Here is a 20,626-nt window from a genome sequence, read left to right on the forward strand (position 1 = left end):
CTATGCGTTAGTTCTAGTGGTTAAGGTGGTATGCGGAAGCTTAGGTATTGCGTGCCTCACACCTTAACAAGGCGTTAGTCGCCAGAAAAAGCTAGCAGTCAAAATCATGTTTCTAAGCTCAAAACTTGGCTACTGGTTGTTTGATTCATAGTTCCATTTTCGACGGTCAAAGCTCAGTTTCATCGGTTCTAAGTCAATGCATTGCTATTTTCCAAGCGGTTGTTTCGTTCTTTGGTGGTGATAGGGCGGGGCAATCGAAAATCTGTTTTTGGTTGCGAATCTGCTCGGTGAGTTTGTTGGTTTAAAAGCTTATTTACTTGCTGAAAGGACGTTTTCTCTGGTGTTGTAAGTTCCACGTGGTTTCAGTGACTTTGTTGAAAGTCCGCACTGTGAGATTGGCTTTCCAAAAACGCTTTTTGGTGTTGTCAGTCCGTTTTCTATGGCGTTGTTTGTTCCAAGTGGTTTCATTGAATAGCTGCTTTGCGACTACGCCTGACTTAAGTGCATCAAAGCACATAAAGTTTGTTGTTCGCAAAGTTTAGTTCGGCTTAAAATTGTCGCTCGGTGCCTCGCGACTAACAAACTGCTCAAGAGGGATTCGCAACGCGTGGCATTTTTACTATGCGTTGAATTTAGTGATTAAGGTGGTGTGCGGCGGCATCGGTATTGCGTTGCTCACCCCTTAGCAGGGCGTTAGTTACCAACGAGGAAAAACGTACCTAAAGCGGAATGTTAAGGGCTAATGTTCGTGTGTTTGGCTAGGTTTTCGTATTTCAATTTCTAACTATTTGGGTTTGTGAAAATCGAGTTTTGGTTTCTTGTGTGATTGGATTTTCTGTTTCGTAAGCTTATTTGGGTGTTGAAAGTCAGCTCGGTTAAATTATATCTGTCCAAAAGAGCTTTTTGGTGTTGTTAGCCCGTTTTCTACGGCGTTGTATGTTCCAAGTGGTTTCAGTGGCAGGCGCTTTGAAACTACGCCTGATTTGAGTGTTCCAAAACACGTAAAGCTAGTGTTGGCAAAGCGGTAATAAACTCCAGATCCTAGCCTTGAGCTTGGCAACTAACAAAGCATTCAAGAGGGATTCACAACGCTTGGCAATTTTGGTTTGAATTAACTTTAGTGTCTACGGCACAATGGTTTAGGTAGGGTGGTTTGCGTTGTTCACCCCTTAATGCGGCGTTAGTACGGGTTTGACATCAAAGGTCATAAGTTTTGGTGTTTATCTGTTTTGGCGCTCGTATTTACACCTTTCAGTTAATGCCTTTCACGTTCTTTCCGGTGGCACTATATGCGAAGTGTTCGCTTTGATTTCATCGTTTACGGCTTCTAACTCTTAGCCTATTTCTTTGGTGCTTCTTCATTTTCGTGGTGGCTTTTGAGAGAACCTTGATTACTTTTGTTGTGGCGGTTGAAGTACGAGGAAAGAATCCTTTTCTAATTTGAAGCAAGTGAAAGTAGGGCAGTTCAGTGCGTTTTTCTTCTAGCCAACTTTCGTCTTTCAATCGGGGTAAAGTTTTGTAGCTGCCCGTCTCACTTCAGTGTTCAAAGCCTTTCATATCATGCCAGTTTTCAATATCTTGGAGCGCATAAATAGAAGTAGCGCATGTACTAACAAATTGCTTAAGAGTGATTCGTAACGCGTGGCATTTTTACTTTGCGGTAGCTTTTGTATTGCGTTACTCACACCTTAGCAAGGCGTTAGTTGCCAACGAGAAAATCGCAGCTAAAACAGAGTGTTTAGGTCTAATCGCTCGTGTGCTTTGCTTGATTCTGCACTTCGAACTTCGGGATCTTGGCTCGCGGAATTGAGCTTCGATCTTTTCCTAGTTTGGTTTGCCGTTTCAGAAGCCGATTTACTTGTTGAAAGTCAGCTTTGTGGCATTGTTTTTCCAAAAGATCTTTTTGGTGTTGTTAGTCCGCTTTCTACGGCGCTATCTGTTCCAAGTGGTTTCAGTGACAGGCGCTTTGGATCTGCGCCTGATTTTAGTTTTTCAACGTACGTAAAGTTAGTGTTGGCAAAGCGGCAATCAACTTCAAATCAAGGCTTTAAGTTTGGCAACTAACAAAGCATTCAAGAGGGATTCACAACGCTTGGCAGTTTTGGTTTGAATTAGCTTTAGTGTTTACGGCACAATGGTTTAAGTTAGGTGGTTTGCGTTGTTCACCCCTTAATGCGGCGTTATGCGACCTAAAGGAAATGGAGATTTATGGATAAATTTGGAATGCTGCAAGAGCTCGGTGCAGGTGACTTTCAGCACCTCAACGGTTCATTGGAAGCGCACCTTAAAGGGACTGAAAATGTTCTGATAAGTTGGGGTAGTAGCGAGTTACTTCAAATTGCAGGTCTCTTTCATGCTGCTTATGGAACTGCGGGCTTCGATGAAAATATGGTGTCGCTAAGTCAGCGCCAAGAAATAGCACGAATTATTGGGTGTGATGAAGAAGCTTTGGTTTACTTGTACTGCTCATGTGACCGAGACTATGTATTTCCTCAATTTGGCAAAGTGCCAGAAATCCAATTTAAAGATCGATTTACTGGTTCAACATTCAAACTCGACAGTGCAACGGTGAAATTGTTTTGCGAGTTAACTGTCGCTAATGAGCTAGAGCTTGTTTATAGCAATGAAGAGTTCAAACTCAAATATGGTGCTGAGCTATTTGAACTGTTCCAAGGTATGGACAACTACTTAAGTTTCGAGGCTAGAAGGGCGTACAAATCAGCATTGTCGAATTTCGCATAACAAATTGTTCAAGAGGGATTCGCAACGCGTGGCATTTTCACTGTGCGTTGGTTTACGTGATTAAGGTGGTATGCGGCAACATCGGTATTGCGTTGCTCACCCCTTAACAAGGCGTTATGTTTCCGAGTCAATATTCTATGAATTAATACAAAGAGAGATTATGACCTTAAGACCAGAGTTACAGCCAAAAGAAGTTGATCCAACATTACTTAAACGTTTAACTCAGCTAGCAGATGCCATTGATGGTGGAGAGGAAGAAGAATGTAGGGAAATGGTATCAGAATTTAATTCTTTATCCGAGACTAACCATCGGTTTCTTGATTTTCAGGGAGTTTATGGTGGTGAAGGTCATGAGGCATGGGTATATCGTTTGCTTGTATTGAAATCGATAGTTCCTCAGGAAGATATTACAAAAAGCGAATTGACTGAAATAGTGAGATTAGTACTTCTTGATGAAGATGGTTATTTAGAGATTCTAGATAACAATGTAAGCTATCCCTTTGTTTCGGAGTTAATCTACTATCCATCAAATTTCCCAGAGTTTGAAAACGAAGAACCAACAGAGGAAGAAATAGTAAAGTTTTTGCTTACTTATAAAAAGACCAAATTATCTAAATCAGACCAAGTTAGGCTTTTAGATAAACATCTAAATCAAGAACTTTCTAGTTGTGAGTTTCGCCAACTATCTGAAAACTTAGTTGGTTTTGAATTGAATAATTTACGGTGCTGGTTAAATTTACATAGCTTTACGGCTAGTGAAGCTATAGTGTTAATACACAGTGGTGAATTAGTATCAGATTATGCAGCAACCATATCCTTGAAAAGATGTGTATAGAAACATAACAAACAGTTCAAGAGGGATTCAGCACGCGTGGCATTTTTGATATGCGTTTGGTTTCGGTGTTGAAGTGCCATGCGGTAACATTGGTATTGCGTGCTTCACCCCTTAACTGGGCGTTAGGTGACATGAGATAAACGATAGAGTAGTGATAGTATCTTGGCGTGAATCTAGCTTCAGTTAATAGAAAAGGAGTGGATTAATGAATGGTAAAGCATTTGATAATTGGCAAAAATCTCGAAAGAAAGGATGTTTAAATTGGCTTTTCAGAACAACTTTCGTCACAGCCATTTTGTACATGATTTTTAATGTTATTTTCCTTTATCCACCTTCTGATGCGGCAAGCATTACGATTTTCTTGTCGGATAATGCTCTTAATTACTCAATTTACACGATTGGGATGTTTTTCGTATTTTGGGCTATTTGGCTATACAACGAATCTTCGTATGAGAAAGAAGTTAAACGTAGAAATGTCGCCTAACAAACTGTTCAAGAGGGATTCGCAACGCGTGGCATTTTCACTATGCGTTGAGTTTAGTGATTAAGGTGGTATGCGGCGGCTTTTGTATTGCGTTGCTCACCCCTTAACAGGGCGTTAGTTGCCAACGAGAAAAAAAGTACCTAAAGCAGAATACTTAGGGCTAATGTCCGTGTGTTTTTGGCTAGGTTTTCGTATTTCAATTTCTAGTTATTAGGTGTTGTGAAAATTGTTCTTTGGTTCCTTGCGCGATTTGGGCTTTCTGTTTCAGAGGCTGTTAGCTTGTTGAAAGCCTGCTCTGCTGCATTGTCGTTCCAAAAGGTTTGTTTGGTGTTCAAAGTCCGTTTTCTACGGCGTTGTAAATTCCAAGTGGTTTCAGTGACAGGCGCTTTGCAACTGCGCCTGATTTGAGTTTCTTAATACACGTAAAGCTCGTGTTGGCAAAGCGGCAATCCACTTCAAATGAAAGTGTTAGGTCTGGCAACTAACAAAGCATTCAAGAGGGATTCACAACGCTTGGCAGTTTTGGTTTGAATCAGCTTTAGTGTTTACTGCACAATAGCTTAGGTTGGGTGGTGGCGTTGTTCACCCCTTAATGCGGCGTTAGCACTGGGTTGGCATCAAAGGTAAAAAGTTTCTGTGTTTATTGGTTTCTTTTCCTAGCTTTACACCGGATCAAATGTGCCTTTCATGTTTGCTCCGGTGGCACTATATGAATGGTTTTTGCTTTGAGTTAACCGTTTACGGTTTCTAACTTTTAGGTGATTTCTCTGGTGTGGTTTCTTTAGTGCTGAGAGATATGGGCGAAAACTAAGCTTCTCAGAAGCTGCTGTTAAATTCCGAAGCTCGAATCCTTTGCGAATTTGAAAGCGGTGAAAAAGGGTACTTTGGCATATTTTTCTTCTATCCAACTTGCATCTTGAAGTTAGCTTTTGGTTTGGTAGTCGTTGGTTTAGCTTCAGTGTTTCAAACCATAAATATCGTGCTAAATTTCAATATCTTGGCGTATACCAAAGGCTTTAAGGGCAGCGTGCTAACAAACAATTCAAGAGGGATTCGTAACGCGTGGCATTTTTACTATGCGTTAATTTTGGTGATTAAGGTGGTTTGCGGTAGCATCGGTGTTGCGTTACTCACCCCTTAATTGGGCGTTAGTTGCCAACGAGGAAAAATATACCTGAAGCAGAATGTTTAGGGCTAATGTCGATGTGTTTTTGGCTAGGTTTTCGTATTTCCATTTCTAGTTATTTGGATTTGTGAAAATCGTGTTTTGGTTCCTTGTGCGGTTTGGGTTTTCTGCTGCAGACGCTGATTAGCTTGTTGAAAGTTTGCTCTGCTGTATTGTCGTTCCAAAAGGTTTGTTTGGTGTTCAAAGTCCGTTTTCTACGGCGTTGTAAATTCCAAGTGGTTCCAGTGACAGACGCTTTGAAACTGCGCCTGATTTGAGTTTTCAGAACACATAACCTTAGTGTTGGCAAAGCGGTAATTGACTTCAAATCAAAGCTTTAGGCTTGGCAACTAACAAAGCATTCAAGAGGGATTCACAACGCTTGGCAGTTTTGGTTTGAATTAACTTTAGTGTTTACGGCACAATGCTTTAGGTCGGGTGGTTTGCGTTGTTCACCCCTTAATGCGGCGTTAGCACTGGATTGGCATCAAAGGCTAAAAATTTCTGTTTTCATTGGTTTATTTTCCTCACTTTGCACCTGAACAAATGTGCCTTTCATGTTCGCTCCGGTGGCACTAGATGTGAAGATTTCGCTTTGAGTTTATCGTTTACGGTTTCTAACTTTCGGGCAATTTCTCTGGCGTGGTTTCTTTGGTGCGGAGTAATTTTCGGCAAAACAAGTGTTTCTTTGTTGCTGTTGTTCAAGTTCGAAGCCCGTATTCTTTGCTAATTTGAAAGCGGTGAAAAAAGGGCAGCTAAGCATGTTTTTCTTCTAGCCAACTTACGTCTTGAAGTTAGTTTTCAGTTTGGCAGCTGCCCGTTTAGTTTCAGTGTTTTTAGTCATAAATTTCGTGCTATATTTCAATATCTTGGCGTGTGCCAAAGGCTTAAAGGGCAGCGTGCTAACAAACAGTTCAAGAGGGATTCAGCACGCGTGGCATTTTTGGCATGCGTTGATTTCGGTGTTGCAGTGCCATGCAGCTGCTTGGTCATTGCGTGCTTCACCCCTTAACTGGGCGTTATAACTCATTCAAGTTTCGAGGAAGTTTATACATGAAATACCAATATGTTAAAGGTCGTATTGATGATGCAGTAGAAGAGTTGTGTATTGGATCTGGAGATGTGAGAAGCCGCTTGCTTAGTGCCAATGAGGCGACTTCAAGTCTTTTAGATATTCACTTCCCCGAAGAGTTGCTTGGTGACTGGCAATCAATAAAAGGTCGTATGACTAAAAATGGTCCTAGAACTAACTCTGAAGGCAAAATGGTTGAAGGTGCTGTCGCTCATACAATGACGAAGATCCAAAATAAAACAGCGAGCAAAATTGCAGCGGATATATTGAAGCTACATAAGAAATTGCAGTCAGAATACTGAGTTATAACAAAGCATTTAAGAGGGATTCCCAACGCTTGGCATTTTTCATTCCATCGTTGGGTTTAGTGTTTACAGTGGTATTGTTAAGTTTCGTGGTAGCGTTGCTCACCCCTTAATGCGGCGTTATGCCTCTCCTGACATTGTTCACCTATTTGATGTTCTGGTCTTTACTTACCGAAGTGACTATATGCTAAAATAGAAAGTAACGTTTAATCAATGAGTTATGGTGTTATAGATGAGTAAAGTTGAGAAAATTGAGTTGCTAGAAGTGTTCTTGACTGTAATAGTCTTTTCTCTTGTTGTTTGTATTTTTCCTTCAGGGGAGCCACTTGTAGTTGATAACAATTTATTTGGTTTTTGGGGTATCCCAGCTCTTTTCGTCCTGATACGTGCTTTTCTTGAGGACCTAGTTTCTAAGGGGGCAAGGCCCTCTGCGGTAGCTGTTGGGGTATTAGCATCAGTTACAAATGGTGTATGGGCTGGTTTATCCTTAGGCTCCGTACTCATTTTAAATGAATGGTTTGCAAATCCAGATGCTGGTAACTATGAACCTCTTCTAATTGCAACTACTTTAGCAAGTGCGGCAGTTCTACATTCTTATGGTCGTTTTGCAAAGTTGGAGAAATTCTTAAAAAGAAAGGCATAACAAAGCGTTTAAGACAGATTCCCAACGCATGACATTTTTCATTCCATCGTTGGATTTTGTGTTTACGGTGGTATGGTTAGGTATCGTGGTAGCGTTGCTCACTACTTAACGCGGCGTTATGCTCTCAGGAGGGAGTTGTGTATCTCAGGGAAAAAGATAAAGCTTTGAATAAAGGTGCAATTTTAATCGGCACTATAGGTATTATCGTTATTTCTATTGCATCAGGAAGCTTATTTTTAGCGCTAGGTTTGAGCTCGATAGCCGCGATTAGCTTATTGTTACAGCAAAAGCTTCCGGATAAAAATGGTCTTTACAGCATCGAGGTTCTAGGTGGGCGTATTAGTCTTAAACTGGGAAATAGCGCACTTTGGCATTTGAGTGTATGTGATGTTGAGTCCTATGATACGACTTACTCAAGGGACGGTGCAGTGATCAAAGAAATTACTTTAAAAACGGTGAACGATAGTTATGTCTTACCAAAACTAGATCGCTTTGAAACTACCGCAGTTTTGGATCTTGTAAGTCTTTTACAAACCCTAAAAGAACGAGCATAACAAATTGTTCAAGAGTGATTCGGCACGCGTGACATTTTTACTATGCGTTAGTTTTAGTGGTTAAGGTGGTATGCGGAAGCATCGGTATTGCGTGCCTCACACCTTAACAAGGCGTTATGGCGCAGGGCAAAATTTAGCTAAGGGAACTAGATGAGTGATAAAGTTAAAGTAGCCTTGCAGTGGCTCAAAGAAATCTTGGATGCAGAGAGTGTGGAGTATCAAATAGTCGGTGGGTTAGCGGCAACCATTCATGGTGGTAGTCGGGAAATCGCAGATATAGATCTCTATATTCATAACTCTGACGCAGATAAGGTGTTATCGCATGTAGCAAAATACATATCAAAGCCGTTAGCTCATTATGCCGAATATGGTTGGGATTTAGAGTATTTCCAGTTGGTTTACCAAAGTCAAAAAATTGAAATCGGTTTGTCTCAACATACGAAGATACAATCACGTCAAGATGGCTCTTGGCACCAGCTTGAAATCTACTTTTCAGAATCAGTTCTTAAAGATTATCAAGGTATCGAGTTGCCAGTCATCCCAGTTAATCGTTTAGTCGAGTACAAGCGGATATTGGGTAGGGAAGTAGACCAAATTGATATACAAGAGCTAACTTTGAGTTCAGCGCCATAACAAAGCATTTAAGAGTGATTCCCAACGCTTGGCATTTTTCATTCCATCGTTGGGTTTAGTGTTTACGGTGGTATCGTTAGGTTCAGTGGTAGCGTTGCTCACACCTTAATGCGGCGTTAGTTGAATAGGGAAAATCCGTGAATATTTTTGAAGTATTTCTTAATGTGCTTGCGCAAGTCTGGTATCTAGTGCCTTTATTGCTCATTGTTAGCGTTTTCAAAAGTAGGTGGCTAAAAGGTGTATTCGGTGAGTTTCTCGTGAACCGTCTTTTGTCCAAATTACCAGAGTCTGATTACACACTAATAAAAGACGTAACGTTGCCGACTAACGATGGTACAACTCAAGTCGACCATATTGTGGTTTCTAGATATGGCATCTTCGTCATTGAAACTAAGAATATGAAAGGTTGGATATTTGGTTCAGCTCGCCAGAAACAGTGGACACAAAAGATTTACCGCCATTCCTCTAAATTTCAGAACCCACTGCATCAGAATTACAAGCACATAAAAGCTCTGGAAACCTTGCTAGGTTGCAGTGAAGAACACTTGCATTCAGTTATTGTTTTCATCGGCGACAGTACCTTTAAAACCGAAATGCCTCCAAACGTTACCTACGCTCGAGGAAGTATTCGATACATTCAGCAATTTAACGATGTAGTGTTCTCTGACAATGATTATGCTCGGTTAACAGAGTCTATAAACCGGTTAAAGTTAAAGCGCGGAGTCATTACGGATTTAAAGCATCGTAAACATGTCAAAGAAGTTGTTGCATCCAAAGTTAGCTCAAATGAGTGCCCCCGTTGCGGCTCTGAAATGGTGTTGCGTGAAACCAAGCGTGGTGAAAATATAGGTAAGCAGTTTTGGGGTTGTTCAACCTTTCCCAAGTGTAGGGCTGTGAAACAATTCAACTAACAAACTGTTTAAGAGTGATTCGCAACGCGTGGCATTTTTACTATGCGTTGGTTTTAGTGTTTAAGGTGGTATGCGGCAGCTTCGGTATTGCGTTGCTCACACCTTAACAGGGCGTTAAGCGTATGGAGAAATAATGAGCATATTTAGAACAGATATAAAAGTTGAAGATCCTTCATACGAAAATCTTCGTGATGGTACAAACCCCGCTGAAATTGCAGGGAAAGAATTAACAGAAGCACTATGGGAACAGTTTCAACCCTTTAGTGATGTCAACTTTTCAGAAGAACTTGCAATCGACTTTGATGCAAGGTTTTGGGAAATGGATTTAACAGTCGGATTATTAAAACAAGGTTTAGATGTTTCGTGTCCGAAACCTGGACCTGACGTCTGTGTAACACACAAAGAGCAACGCTTGTGGTTTGAGGCAATTTGCCCCAAAGCAGGAAGTGGTGCAGACGAAGTTCCGTCTCCAATGGTCGGTGGCATAACTAAAGTCCCAGAAGATCAAATTAAACTGCGTTACACTTCAGCTATCCAAGAAAAGTTTACTAAGTACGAAAACTATTGTGCAAAAGGTATTATCGGAAAAGATGAACCATATGTAATCGCTATCAATTCTTGCCAAATTCCAAGTGCAAGAGCGGATTTTCATCCTCCAAGAATAGTACGAACAGTTTTTCCTATTGGTGGTGAGGTGTTAAAAGTGAACAAAAGCACTGGGGAAACAACTGTTAGCTTTGAGTTCTCTGCCACAGTACAAAAAGCATCCGGTACCGAGATCGATATTCAGTATTTCATTGACCCGAAATATTCAGGAATTAGTGGTATCTTGTTTTCATATTCAGATTGCTGCAATCGTCCAACATCTCAAAATGATTGGGTTTTTATTCATAACCCTCTCGCTAGCAACCCAGTAGAACACGGTTTGGTTTCATGTGCTTTGGAGTATATTGCAACAGAATCGGGCGAAGACACGTATGAATTGGTGCGTGTTGCATAAATACGCTTAACAATCTGTTTAAGAGTGATTTGCAACGCGTGGCATTTTTAGTATGCATTGGGTTTTGGTGGTTAAGGTGGTATGCGGCGGCATCGGTATTGCGTTGCTCACACCTTAACAGGGCGTTATGTTCTTGGAGGTTTATGGGAAACTTCAAAATTAGCAGAATCCACACAAAGTTAGGTATTTTTCGACTATCTGGAATCCTCAACAATGAAAGTGGTATTAAAAATATCAGCTATATTTCTGCTGAATATATGGGAACTGATGGCTGGTGCGAACTTAATTTACAGTCGGAGCATACTCAAAACTTACTGAGAGACATTCAAATTGAAGTGTTGCAGCACCTAGCTTGAGCAAGTCTGTTGCATCGACCAGACGTAGTTTTGTAAATATCAGTGGCTTCAAATAGCTACGAACATAACAAAGCGTTCAAGAGGGATTCTCAACGCTTGGCAATTTTGGTTCTAAGTTTAGCTTTTGTGTTTATGGTGCAATAACTTAGGTTTGGTGGCTTGCGTTGTTCACCCCTTAACGCGGCGTTAGCTGTTTTTATGAGGAAAATCTTTTGCGATTAGAGTCAGATCTTGAAAAGGTAATGAGTAAAATTGAATCTTTCGAATGGAATCTATGTACTTATATATTCTGTGAACAGTCTATTAGCATGTCGTCACGGATTCTCATCATCGATGATGATCTAGAAGAAGAGCGTGATGACGATGATGAGCCAATTTATCCGATCGAGAAAGGCTATAAAAGTTTCCTTAGCGTAGCAGACCTTCAAAGTGTAAAAAGTAATCTACATGAACAGAAAACAGATTTTAGTTCTAGCGAGCTCCTAAGTGCAGTTAAGTATTACTATGAAAACGATGCATTTATACAAATCAACAGCTAACAAACTGTTTAAGAGTGATTCGCAACGCGTGGCATTTTTACTATGCGTTGGTTTTAGTGTCTAAGGTGGTATGCGGTAGCATCGGTGTTGCGTTGCTCACACCTTAACAGGGCGTTAACTGGCGCAGAAAATACGAAAGCGCAATGATACAGCTTCTAGGTTCAGAGATTTATCGTGTTCGGTCGGTTCCCTTAGCTGAGCTAATGCGACTAATTTCAGTTTGATACTTGAGTTTACTGATGTGAAAGGCGGCACAAAGCCTTCCAATAATATAAGGCATTCGCGATTAGTTCGGCGCACTTACATCGCCGAAGTATGGTGTTGTGAGACGCATTTCAAACTAAAGATAAACGGTAATTTTTTGGTTAAATACATATTTGAGTTAGCTTTGCTAATCATTAATTAGCAAAACGAGCTTTGGCGAAAGTGGCTGAAAGATCGGCGAAAACTGAAAGGCGCTCAGTTAACAAACTGTTCAAGAGGGATTCGCAACGCGTGGCATTTTCACTATGCGTTGGTTTTAGTGTTTAAGGTGGTATGCGGCGGCTTCAGTATTGCGTTGCTCACCCCTTAACAGAGCGTTATGAGCTAATAGGGAAATCAGCATGAACTACGAAGAATTTAACCAATTTTGCGGCTCTTTTGCTGGAACGAGTCACGTCGTTCAATGGGGTAATTCCGATGTATGGAAGGTTGGTGGTAAAGTCTTTGCCATAGGTGGTTGGAGCGATGGTTCCCAAGCTGCATTCACGTTTAAAACCTCCAACTTAAATTTTGACTTTCTAAGTGATTGTGAAGGTTATAAACCGGCTCCATATTTTGCTAGTCGTGGAATGAAGTGGATACAGCAGGTTGAGACATCTGGCAAACTAGACGATGACCTAAAGTACTATTTATCGGAATCATACCGAATTGTCGCGAGTGGTTTAAGTAAGCGTAAGCAACGAGAATTGGGCATAGATCACCTAGCTGAACCACGCTCATAACAAAGCGTTTAAGGCAGATTCCCAACGCTTAGCGTTTTGTATTCAAAGTTGGGTTAAGTGTTTACGGTGTAAAGGTTTAAGTTAGGTGGTTGGCGTTGCTCACTACTTAACGCGGCGTTAGGCATCAAAGGTTACAAATGTACAGCTCGATATTGATAATATTGTATGGTCTTTTGGTTTCACTTGGTGCAGTTTCGGGTACTTGCACACAGGGAGATGATGGACGTTTTTATGCTTCGATAATGTATGGCTCAGTACTGTTCATTCTCATCATAGTCAGGCTTCTTCGAGAAAATAGAGGTTCAATATCTATATGGATTAAGCCCTTAATTGCCTTGTTGGCTGCTATGTCGGTAACTTATTTCTGGGCTCCTTTTGTAATTGAAACGACCATTGAAGGTCATCATTTGTGTGGCAAAGAATTTGATTCTCATTTGGTAGCGTCTGATGTCTGGTTTAGAGGCATACCAACGCTTCATATTGTTTTCTCGTTGGTTATTTTCATGCTTTCATTTTGGAAGTTAATTAGGTGCAAAACGGGTAAGTAGTTTGTGGTGACAAGATGCCTAACAAACTGCTCAAGAGGGATTCGCAACGCGTGGCATTTTTGCTATGCGTTGGTTTAAGTGATTAAGGTGGTGTGCTGCAACATCGGTATTGCGTTGCTCACCCCTTAGCAGGGCGTTAGGTGCTTTGAGCAATCTTCAACAAGTTAGGTATATAAATGAAAGCACTAAGTAACAGAGAAAAGAGTCATATTAGCGGAGAGTTGTATAATCCTGATTCAGAGGGTTTACCTGAAGATAGGCTCAAAGCTGCCAAACTGTGCCATCAAATTAGTTCGTGCTTTGATTCCGCAGAGAAAAACGGCTTAATCCAAAGCCTCTTTGGTCGCTCTGACCAAACGACTCAATTAAATGGAAACTTCTTCTGTGACTATGGCTACAACATCGAAGTTGGCAAAAATTTCTATATGAACACCAACGGCGTCATTTTAGACTGTGGCAAGGTTATTATCGGCGACTACGTGATGATAGGTCCGAACGTAACATTGTGTACAGCCGGTCACCCAATTGATGCTGCAACGCGGTATACCTATGAAGAGTTTGCAAAGCCAATCTATATTGCAGATAAGGTATGGATTGGAGCTAATGTGGTTGTTTTACCTGGTGTAAGCATTGGTTTTGGTGCTGTAGTAGGCGCGGGAAGCGTTGTAACCAAAGACGTCCCTGAAAATACAGTCGTAGTAGGTAATCCGGCAAGAGTCGTGAAAGAAAACATCAATACGGAACAGGCTGAAACACGCACCTAACAAACTGTTTAAGAGTGATTCGCAACGCGTGGCATTTTTACTATGCGTTGTGTTTAGTGTTTAAGGTGGTATGCGGCGGCTTTTGTATTGCGTTGCTCACACCTTAACAGGGCGTTATGTGCTTGGAGATCAAATGATAAAACAGCCTCCTTACAAAGTTGAGTTTGGTCAATCAGGAGAAGTCCCTCCGGCGCACGTTGTTGCCATAGATAAGACCTCAATAAAGTTAAGCAAGAGCAGTCGAGATGGCGATACAGCTGGTCGTATTGATGAGCTTGATCTCAACGGTGGGATTCAATCAGAGGAAACCAAACAGATGATGCTTGAGCTCAATAAGCAGGGTTTTGTGTTTGCTTACGATGATAAAGCTTATATTTCACCTAGCCATTTTATGAAGCAACTTTTATTGAGCGGTGACTTAAGAACATCATTCAAAGAAATCAGTTGGTCAAGTCCAAAGCAATGGTGTCTTACAGAGTACGAATTTGAGCAACGCACATAACAAACTGTTCAAGAGTGATTCGCAACGCGTGGCATTTTTACTATACGTTGTGTTTGGTGTTTAAGGTGGTATGCGGGAGCTTCAGTATTGCGTTGCTCACACCTTAACAGGGCGTTAGGTGACTTGTATAAGTACAGAGAAAATATCAAAAGGAATAACGAGTTTTGCTCTTGCTTTAAATCGAAAACTTAGTGTGTGAATTGTTTTAAGTTTCTGAATTTAAATGACTTGTTCCTTCGTTGTTATGTTCTGTATTTGGTGTGAGCTTTATGACAATGTACTTGACCAAGTGGCAAAATTATTGGTCTTGCGGTCGCTTTCTTGAAAGTTAAAATTTGTGTTTTCGGCTGTGTTGACCTGTCTGTAGCGTTGAAAAGTATACTTCAAAAGTCGGAGATAGGACATTGAAATAGTTGTTTTAAATTAGCTCAAAATCTATGCAAAGGTAATCTTGCCACCTGTATTTGGGACTGGCTGATCACATATTCTCAGGTCTCAGAAAAATTCAGGTTCATCGCCCTGCACCTAACAAAGCATTCAAGAGTGATTCCCAACGCATGGCATTTTTCATTCCAGTTTTGAGTGCGGTGTTTACGGTGGTAAGGTTAGGTTTCGTGGTTGCGTTGCTCACACCTTAATGCGGCGTTAGTTTTTACTCGCACATGTCGAGTCTTGTTGTCATGATTAGAGCGGAAAATGTTAGAAAAAATTTATAAGTACATGCCTCTACGTAAAGAGTTCTTTGATAATTTTTTGATTCGTGGAAGTCAAAAGTACGCATTAAACGATCCATTTGAGTTACGTCCGAGTAGTGGCAATGCACAAAAAATACTTGCAGAGAACTCTTACTTTGATTTTGCTGTTGTTTCATTATCTGAAACTAACAACAACCTTCTAATGTGGTCACATTACGCGGATCAGCACCGAGGTATTGTTGTGGAGTTCGATATGAATCATGAGCTTTTTGAAAGCTATACTCCTTTTCCAGTAACAAAGTTTGATGCAGATTTAGATGCGGATGTCCTTGACCACGAAGAGAATAAGAAAAGGTTGGCGATAAAGGCTGGTACGTTGCAGCGCGTTCGCTACAACTCGCATAGACCGAGCCTGACAAAGTTCGAAAGTATTTTGGAGCACTTTCTCGTTAAAAGTGACGAATGGATATACGAAAAAGAGCATCGAATAATTTTACCGTTGGTTACAGCTGACAGAATAATTGTTCACGAAACTCACTTGCCTGATATTGAGTTTTACGCAGAGTCACCAGAAGTGCTCGAACAAGAATTTCTTGGTAACGGTATGTACATGATTAATCTAAAAGAGCCTTTACTTGAAGAGGCGTATCGATTAATCCGATACGATGACGACTACATTGACAGAGAGGATTTGGTTCTAGCATTTGTGGACCATATAATTAACGAGTACCTCAGAAGAATCTCGGAAGACCCTCGCACTATTTTTCTCTACCGCTTAGAGCCAAAAGCCATAAAGTCAGTGTATTTTGGTTGCAAAGTAGATCAGCAAGATAAACAGTATATTGTTGACCGTATTTATAATAATAAAGAACTCAGTCATATTAAAATATTTCAGGCTGAAGTCAGCGATAAGCGTTTCGAGTTAAACTTCAAAACTAACAAAGCGTTTAAGAGTGATTCGTAACGCGTGGCATTTCTACTATGCGTTGAGTGCTGTGTTTAAGGTGCAATGCAAAGGCTTTGGTATTGCGTTACTCACACCTTAACGCGGCGTTAGCCCTATCAGAGGAAAACAATGAGATCTGCAGTATTAGTTATTGATGTTCAGTCGATTCTGTTCGACCCGGAGCCTCAACCATTTGAATCACAAATCGTACTTACCAAAATTAATGAGGTTACGAAATTGGCGCGTGCTAAGTCTGTCCCAGTTATCTTTGTCCAGCACGAGCAACCTAAATCTGTTATTGAATACGAAAGCGTTGGTTGGGCATTGCAGTCGAGCTTAGTTACACAAACTGGAGACTACTTCGTTCGCAAAACAACACCAGACTCTTTCTTGAATACTAATCTTCAAAGCGTTTTGAATGAACTCGATGTAGATAGCTTAATTGTGTGTGGCTACGCCTCAGAGTTTTGCGTTGATACCACCATTCGCAGAGCTGCAGGTTTAGGTTATCCCGTAACTTTGGTTTCGGATGCTCACACAACTCATGATAAGGAGCACGCCAGTGGGGCTCAAATTCGAGAGCACCACAATGCCACGTTACCTAGTATTTCTAGTTTCGGTGTTAAAATCGAGGCGGTCGAGGCGTGCAACCTTTGGGCATCGGGCTAACAAGCAATTTAAGAGTGATTCAGCACGCTTGGCATTTTTAGTTTGGGTTAAGTTCTGTGATTAGGGTGGTTAAATTGAGTGTCGTAGTTGCGTGCTTCACACCTTAATTGGGCGTTAGGTGAATACAGTGAACTATCGAATGGAATTAAAGTGTCACTGCGGAAACGTTAGCTTGGTGTTGAGTTCGCTTCCTAAAGAAGTGGGAGAGTGTAACTGTTCTATTTGTCGTCGCTATGCTGCGGCTTGGGCGTACTTTTCTCCAGAACAAGTTCAAATCAGCATGAATGAGAAAACGGCTTTCTATTGTTGGGGGGACGAAGAAGTAGAATTTCATCGTTGCAACTCATGTGGTTGTTTAACGCATTACGTAACGACACAGAAATGTTCCGAAGATATCTTAGCTGTAAATATGAGAATGGCTGAACATGAAGTGCTTTCTGGTATCCCAGTTCGGAAGATCAATGGTGCATCGTACTAATCACCTAACAATAAATTTAAGAGTGATTCAGCACGCTCAGCACTTTTGGTTTCAATTTAGTTAAATGTTTACGGCGTCCTAGTTAAGTGCAGTGGTCGCGTGCTTCACACCTTAATTGGGCGTTATGTAGCAAGGAGGATAGATATGCTTAAGTTCATGAATAAAAAGGCTTATGTTCAGTCAGTGGCTAAAGATGTAGCTCCTAAGCTGTGTGCTAAATTTGGGAAAAAGAACACCTATTCGTTTCATGAGATTAGTTGGGTATTGAACCAGATTAATCGCAGCAATGACCGATTCTATAAGTCAGTTTCTTATGGCATGTTGCTGCCATACAGTAAAGAGTTGGCTTTGGAACTACATGAAGATCTTGGCGACTTGTTGGATTTTCAAAAGTCTGTTGGAAAGATCCTATTTAATGTATCTGAAGTTCCATCATTTGAAAGCTACTTACTATATGCAGAAGTAAATGTAGAACCTTATAGTAAAGTGACGAATACCAGTCTAGATAGTTCTGGTGGTATAAACCTTTTTGATTTGGGTAATGGCGAATAGCTACATAACAATCTGTTTAAGAGTGATTCGCAACACTTGGCATTTTTACTATGCGTTGCGTTTAGTGTTTAAGGTGGTATGCGGCGGCATCGGTATTGCGTTGCTCACACCTTAACAGGGCGTTATGCCTAAAGAGGAAGTATGGAATCTGTTTACAATGTTATTCAGGAAAACCCTGACTATTTTGCTTGGGTGTTCGGTGTGGTGAACGTGCTTTGGGGTCTGTTTGTTTATTTTAACAAGCAGAGCCATGACAAAGCGTTAGAGAACTTGAAGCATGGATTGTCGCTGGAAGCAGAGAGAAGGAAAAAAGTATTCGAACTTAAAGCCACTCAGTACGAAGCATACGTGTCTAATCTAGATGCCTTTGGTAAAAAGTATCAAGTAGATCTTCCTGCAAAGATGCAACCAATTATCGACCAGTACTTCAATGACTATTTAGCAGCTGCACAAGTTGGCGACAAAGAAAAAGAGCGTGAAGTTGTGTGTTGGTTTGGGTCAAAAATTTCCGAGGTAATGCGCGATGGCATGGAAGACTTAATGAAACTACAGGCAGAGTCTAACAAATTAAAACTCACTGCGACCGACCAGATGATTGAAACATTCGCTCGTTTGGAGGCATTAACTAAGGCATCTTTTGATAAGTCCAATGAGTTCATGAATAGACTTCTAGAAATAGTTTTGTCTCAAAATAATGAGTTATCTGCAAAATTTCAAAGTGAGTTGGCCGCTCTTGGAGTAGAAACGCAAGCAACGGCTAAAGAGCTGATGGAGTTGATGAGGCAGGAGTTGCAAATAATTTAGGCATAACAAACAATTTAAGAGTGATTCAGCACGCTTGGCATTTTTGGTTTGGGTTGAGTTCAGTGTCTACGGTGGTCAAATTGAGTGTCGTGGTCTCGTGCTTCACACCTTAATTGGGCGTTAGGTTTTCGGAGTCACATGAAGAAAATTCTGTTTATTTTGTGTACGTCGATGTCAGGAGTAGTAATGTCTGAGGGTTTGTTTTTAAGCTCATATAACGAAGTGTCCGAACGTTATGCAATTCTCGATGAGTTTGAAGAGTCTGGGGTGCTTTACCTAACTAAGCCTCAAACTCAAAAGCCAGAAAGAGATGCTGTTGCGTACATACAGTACGTGCCTGTTTCCGAGGAATCTTGGAAGCAGAAAATGAGAGCAGGGGAACCACCACAATTACACCAAGGGTTAGTTTCCAAAACAGCAATTATTGAGAAGACAGTAGAGCAAGATTTTAGCTTTCAATGGTCGGCTGATGGTAATTCAGTAGCCTTACTATATAGAAGCGTTCCCATAGCTTTCGTTACTAAAAGCGAAAAGTATGGTTTTAGCAAAGCGGTTGTATCAGATTCGCCAGTTGTTTCAGTCTGGAATTCAGAGAAGTTTAGTGAACTATTTGAGTAAAAACCTAACAAAGCATTTAAGAGTGATTCGCAACGCTTGGCAGTTTCGCTTCGCTCAAGTATAGCCAAGCGCTGCTCACACCTTAATGCGGCGTTATGCGTTTCAGAGGTAATATGGAATATCTTCACTTAAAAAAAGATGCTTCACATATTCCCGTACTCCAGGTTGGGAAGTTTCGCTGCATAATTGTGGCTGAGGAAGCAGTAGCTGAAAGTTGGCAATCGAAATTGAGTTCTTGGCTAGTCGAGGGTGGTTGCTTATATGCTTTAGCTTGGGGTGTTAATGCCAGTTCTTGGGATACATCTATAGATATAGCTAATATCACTTACGTCGGAGGTAGCGATTTGAATGATGCAAATTTGGTTGTAACAACTTGGCACGATGATGAGCCGCTGTCAGAAGTCTTTTGGTTTGCAAAACATTTAGCATTACATCCTTACTATGAACTTAGAGATACTGTAGTTGTTCATATCTCTAGCGGTGAGCCTCGCAAACAAGAGTTCGTCGAACTTTTAAAAAACGCATAACAAATTGTTCAAGAGTGATTCGGCACGCGTGGCATTTTTACTATGCGTTGGTTTTAGTGGTTAATGTGGTATGCGGAGACTTAGGTATTGCGTGCCTCACACCTTAACAAGGCGTTATGTACTTGAGGGAATATGAAAGTTTCTGAACTACAGGAAGTATTTCTGACTGAGCTGTGTTCTCTTCTTCCTGAGTGGAAGTACGTTAAATCACAGCGCACTTTTAAGTTAAAGTCTGGTAATTGCAATTGGCATTTGCATATCAGTTGTATTAATCATGTGTCAGATTTTGATGCAACAGCTGATGTTGCAGTTGAATTTTTGGATAAAAGGAAGAAGTTGATAATTGTTGGTGCTGAGCTTGGAAACATAGAGGGTGTTGGTCAACGACGCTTTGCTGTGGCTTCGTATGACGATGCTGTAGGTTCTGCACGTAGATTGAAGCTCTACTTCGAAGCCGTCGGTCTTCCTTTCCTTAATTTATATAGTGATCCAAAAGTAGTTCTATTGTCACTTAAAAGAGGCGGTAAAGAGGCTATGTTAATCAGTCCTTTGCTAACTTTACACGACCAGCAAATTGAAATATTGAGCCAATACATTGAAGCGCGTACATAACAAAGCATTTAAGAGTGATTCGCAACGCTTGGCAGTTTCGCTTCGCTCAAGTTTAGCCAAGCGCCGCTCACACCTTAATGCGGCGTTAGTTGCCAACGAGAAAATCGCAGCAAAAACAGAGTGTTTAGGTCTAATCGTTCGTGTGCTTTGCTCGATTCTGCACTTCGAACTTCGGGATCTTGGTTCGCGAAAATTGAGCTTCGTTCTTTTCCTAGTTTGGTTTGCCGTTTCAGAAGCCGATTTACTTGTTGAAAGTCAGCTTTGTGGCATTGTTTCTCCAAAAGGTTTTTTGGTGTTGTCAGTTCGTTTTCTACGGCGTTGCGTGATCCAAGTGGTTTCAGTGACAGGCGCTTTGAAACTGCGCCTGATTTGAGCTTTTTCAAAGCACGTAAAATCAGTGTTGGCAAAGCGGTAATAAACTCCAAATCCTAGCCTTGGGTTTGGCAACTAACAAAGCATTCAAGAGGGATTCACAACGCTTGGCAGTTTTGGTTTGAATTAGCTTAAGTGTTTACGGCACAATGCTTTAGGTAGGGTGGTTTGCGTTGTTCACCCCTTAATGCGGCGTTAGTACGGGTTTGACATCAAAGGTCATAAGTTTTGGTGTTTATCTGTTTTGGCGCTCGTGTTTACACCTTACAGTTTGTGCCTTTCACGTTCTTTCCGGTGGCACTATATGTGGAGTG

At 41.0% G+C, this 20,626-nt stretch carries 23 protein-coding genes; all 23 read left to right on the forward strand.

Translation table 11 applies throughout. From position 1 onward, the window contains the following. Nucleotides 1–1,806: 1,806 nt before the first annotated feature. The 23 genes from R7M92_RS20665 (at nucleotide 1,807) to R7M92_RS20790 (ending at nucleotide 20,313) form a co-directional block, all read left to right on the forward strand. Nucleotides 1,807–2,064, forward strand: coding sequence for a hypothetical protein (locus R7M92_RS20665; RefSeq protein ID WP_318134235.1), 258 nt, complete (start codon nucleotides 1,807–1,809; stop codon nucleotides 2,062–2,064). A gap of 144 nt (nucleotides 2,065–2,208) precedes the next feature. Then, entirely contained in the window at nucleotides 2,209–2,742 is a 534-nt protein-coding gene (locus R7M92_RS20670) for a DUF6817 domain-containing protein (RefSeq protein WP_238762442.1), read from the forward strand. A 160-nt stretch (nucleotides 2,743–2,902) separates the two neighbouring features. Continuing rightward, on the forward strand, nucleotides 2,903–3,577 hold the full coding sequence (locus tag R7M92_RS20675) for a hypothetical protein (protein WP_318134127.1): 675 nt from the start codon (nucleotides 2,903–2,905) through the stop codon (nucleotides 3,575–3,577). A gap of 205 nt (nucleotides 3,578–3,782) precedes the next feature. Further along, a complete protein-coding gene (locus R7M92_RS20685) occupies nucleotides 3,783–4,061 on the forward strand; it encodes a hypothetical protein (RefSeq protein ID WP_140306070.1) in 279 nt (92 codons plus the stop codon). A 2,218-nt stretch (nucleotides 4,062–6,279) separates the two neighbouring features. Then, nucleotides 6,280–6,600, forward strand: a complete 321-nt coding sequence (locus tag R7M92_RS20695) for a hypothetical protein (protein ID WP_318134131.1) — start codon at nucleotides 6,280–6,282, stop codon at nucleotides 6,598–6,600. Between the two features lie 235 nt (nucleotides 6,601–6,835). Continuing rightward, nucleotides 6,836–7,246, forward strand: a complete 411-nt coding sequence (locus tag R7M92_RS20700; protein WP_069496845.1) for a hypothetical protein — start codon at nucleotides 6,836–6,838, stop codon at nucleotides 7,244–7,246. Between the two features lie 137 nt (nucleotides 7,247–7,383). Next, the gene (locus tag R7M92_RS20705; protein WP_318134133.1) at nucleotides 7,384–7,800 is read left to right on the forward strand and encodes a hypothetical protein; all 417 of its coding nucleotides are present in this window, start codon (nucleotides 7,384–7,386) and stop codon (nucleotides 7,798–7,800) included. Nucleotides 7,801–7,950: 150 nt separating this feature from the next. After that, nucleotides 7,951–8,433 carry a MazG-related protein gene (locus R7M92_RS20710; RefSeq protein WP_318134136.1) on the forward strand — a complete coding sequence of 161 codons (483 nt, stop codon included), beginning with the start codon at nucleotides 7,951–7,953 and terminating at the stop codon, nucleotides 8,431–8,433. Between the two features lie 137 nt (nucleotides 8,434–8,570). Next, nucleotides 8,571–9,344 (forward strand): nuclease-related domain-containing protein, encoded by a 774-nt coding sequence (locus tag R7M92_RS20715; protein ID WP_318134138.1) that lies wholly within the window; start codon nucleotides 8,571–8,573, stop codon nucleotides 9,342–9,344. A gap of 133 nt (nucleotides 9,345–9,477) precedes the next feature. Then, on the forward strand, nucleotides 9,478–10,344 hold the full coding sequence (locus R7M92_RS20720) for a hypothetical protein (RefSeq protein ID WP_318134139.1): 867 nt from the start codon (nucleotides 9,478–9,480) through the stop codon (nucleotides 10,342–10,344). Nucleotides 10,345–10,912: 568 nt separating this feature from the next. Beyond that, entirely contained in the window at nucleotides 10,913–11,239 is a 327-nt protein-coding gene (locus tag R7M92_RS20725; protein ID WP_130309384.1) for a hypothetical protein, read from the forward strand. 605 nt (nucleotides 11,240–11,844) lie between these two features. Continuing rightward, nucleotides 11,845–12,225: an MmcQ/YjbR family DNA-binding protein gene (locus tag R7M92_RS20735; RefSeq protein WP_318134142.1), complete on the forward strand. Its 381-nt coding sequence runs from the start codon at nucleotides 11,845–11,847 to the stop codon at nucleotides 12,223–12,225. Nucleotides 12,226–12,949: 724 nt separating this feature from the next. Then, entirely contained in the window at nucleotides 12,950–13,537 is a 588-nt protein-coding gene (locus R7M92_RS20740; RefSeq protein ID WP_138941576.1) for a sugar O-acetyltransferase, read from the forward strand. A gap of 133 nt (nucleotides 13,538–13,670) precedes the next feature. Next, complete coding sequence (locus R7M92_RS20745) at nucleotides 13,671–14,039, forward strand: hypothetical protein (protein ID WP_053812430.1); 369 nt, start codon at nucleotides 13,671–13,673, stop codon at nucleotides 14,037–14,039. 696 nt (nucleotides 14,040–14,735) lie between these two features. Next, on the forward strand, nucleotides 14,736–15,698 hold the full coding sequence (locus R7M92_RS20750) for a DUF2971 domain-containing protein (protein WP_070225665.1): 963 nt from the start codon (nucleotides 14,736–14,738) through the stop codon (nucleotides 15,696–15,698). A 111-nt stretch (nucleotides 15,699–15,809) separates the two neighbouring features. Continuing rightward, nucleotides 15,810–16,349, forward strand: coding sequence for a cysteine hydrolase family protein (locus R7M92_RS20755; RefSeq protein ID WP_318134146.1), 540 nt, complete (start codon nucleotides 15,810–15,812; stop codon nucleotides 16,347–16,349). Between the two features lie 139 nt (nucleotides 16,350–16,488). Further along, the gene (locus tag R7M92_RS20760) at nucleotides 16,489–16,827 is read left to right on the forward strand and encodes an aldehyde-activating protein (RefSeq protein WP_318134231.1); all 339 of its coding nucleotides are present in this window, start codon (nucleotides 16,489–16,491) and stop codon (nucleotides 16,825–16,827) included. A 144-nt stretch (nucleotides 16,828–16,971) separates the two neighbouring features. Then, complete coding sequence (locus R7M92_RS20765; protein ID WP_318134148.1) at nucleotides 16,972–17,379, forward strand: hypothetical protein; 408 nt, start codon at nucleotides 16,972–16,974, stop codon at nucleotides 17,377–17,379. A 141-nt stretch (nucleotides 17,380–17,520) separates the two neighbouring features. Further along, nucleotides 17,521–18,183 (forward strand): hypothetical protein, encoded by a 663-nt coding sequence (locus R7M92_RS20770; RefSeq protein ID WP_318132058.1) that lies wholly within the window; start codon nucleotides 17,521–17,523, stop codon nucleotides 18,181–18,183. 138 nt (nucleotides 18,184–18,321) lie between these two features. Beyond that, nucleotides 18,322–18,801 (forward strand): hypothetical protein, encoded by a 480-nt coding sequence (locus R7M92_RS20775; RefSeq protein WP_318134150.1) that lies wholly within the window; start codon nucleotides 18,322–18,324, stop codon nucleotides 18,799–18,801. Nucleotides 18,802–18,914: 113 nt separating this feature from the next. Further along, nucleotides 18,915–19,328, forward strand: coding sequence for a hypothetical protein (locus R7M92_RS20780; RefSeq protein WP_053350691.1), 414 nt, complete (start codon nucleotides 18,915–18,917; stop codon nucleotides 19,326–19,328). A gap of 132 nt (nucleotides 19,329–19,460) precedes the next feature. After that, entirely contained in the window at nucleotides 19,461–19,940 is a 480-nt protein-coding gene (locus R7M92_RS20785; protein WP_318134152.1) for a hypothetical protein, read from the forward strand. Continuing rightward, nucleotides 19,924–20,313, forward strand: a complete 390-nt coding sequence (locus tag R7M92_RS20790; protein WP_318134237.1) for a hypothetical protein — start codon at nucleotides 19,924–19,926, stop codon at nucleotides 20,311–20,313. The genes R7M92_RS20785 and R7M92_RS20790 overlap by 17 nt, the downstream gene beginning before the upstream one ends. Nucleotides 20,314–20,626: the final 313 nt, after the last annotated feature.

Origin of the sequence: Vibrio sp. Vb2880, assembly GCF_033337975.1 — a bacterium.
GTDB lineage: Bacteria > Pseudomonadota > Gammaproteobacteria > Enterobacterales > Vibrionaceae > Vibrio > Vibrio alginolyticus.

Coding starts and splice junctions, on each gene's coding strand:
- R7M92_RS20670 (WP_238762442.1), top strand. CDS start 2,209: ATGGATAAATTTGGAATGCTGCAAGAGCTCGGTGCAGGTGACTTTCAG.
- R7M92_RS20675 (WP_318134127.1), top strand. CDS start 2,903: ATGACCTTAAGACCAGAGTTACAGCCAAAAGAAGTTGATCCAACATTA.
- R7M92_RS20685 (WP_140306070.1), top strand. CDS start 3,783: ATGAATGGTAAAGCATTTGATAATTGGCAAAAATCTCGAAAGAAAGGA.
- R7M92_RS20695 (WP_318134131.1), top strand. CDS start 6,280: ATGAAATACCAATATGTTAAAGGTCGTATTGATGATGCAGTAGAAGAG.
- R7M92_RS20700 (WP_069496845.1), top strand. CDS start 6,836: ATGAGTAAAGTTGAGAAAATTGAGTTGCTAGAAGTGTTCTTGACTGTA.
- R7M92_RS20710 (WP_318134136.1), top strand. CDS start 7,951: ATGAGTGATAAAGTTAAAGTAGCCTTGCAGTGGCTCAAAGAAATCTTG.
- R7M92_RS20720 (WP_318134139.1), top strand. CDS start 9,478: ATGAGCATATTTAGAACAGATATAAAAGTTGAAGATCCTTCATACGAA.
- R7M92_RS20735 (WP_318134142.1), top strand. CDS start 11,845: ATGAACTACGAAGAATTTAACCAATTTTGCGGCTCTTTTGCTGGAACG.
- R7M92_RS20740 (WP_138941576.1), top strand. CDS start 12,950: ATGAAAGCACTAAGTAACAGAGAAAAGAGTCATATTAGCGGAGAGTTG.
- R7M92_RS20745 (WP_053812430.1), top strand. CDS start 13,671: ATGATAAAACAGCCTCCTTACAAAGTTGAGTTTGGTCAATCAGGAGAA.
- R7M92_RS20750 (WP_070225665.1), top strand. CDS start 14,736: ATGTTAGAAAAAATTTATAAGTACATGCCTCTACGTAAAGAGTTCTTT.
- R7M92_RS20755 (WP_318134146.1), top strand. CDS start 15,810: ATGAGATCTGCAGTATTAGTTATTGATGTTCAGTCGATTCTGTTCGAC.
- R7M92_RS20760 (WP_318134231.1), top strand. CDS start 16,489: ATGGAATTAAAGTGTCACTGCGGAAACGTTAGCTTGGTGTTGAGTTCG.
- R7M92_RS20765 (WP_318134148.1), top strand. CDS start 16,972: ATGCTTAAGTTCATGAATAAAAAGGCTTATGTTCAGTCAGTGGCTAAA.
- R7M92_RS20770 (WP_318132058.1), top strand. CDS start 17,521: ATGGAATCTGTTTACAATGTTATTCAGGAAAACCCTGACTATTTTGCT.
- R7M92_RS20775 (WP_318134150.1), top strand. CDS start 18,322: ATGAAGAAAATTCTGTTTATTTTGTGTACGTCGATGTCAGGAGTAGTA.
- R7M92_RS20780 (WP_053350691.1), top strand. CDS start 18,915: ATGGAATATCTTCACTTAAAAAAAGATGCTTCACATATTCCCGTACTC.
- R7M92_RS20785 (WP_318134152.1), top strand. CDS start 19,461: ATGAAAGTTTCTGAACTACAGGAAGTATTTCTGACTGAGCTGTGTTCT.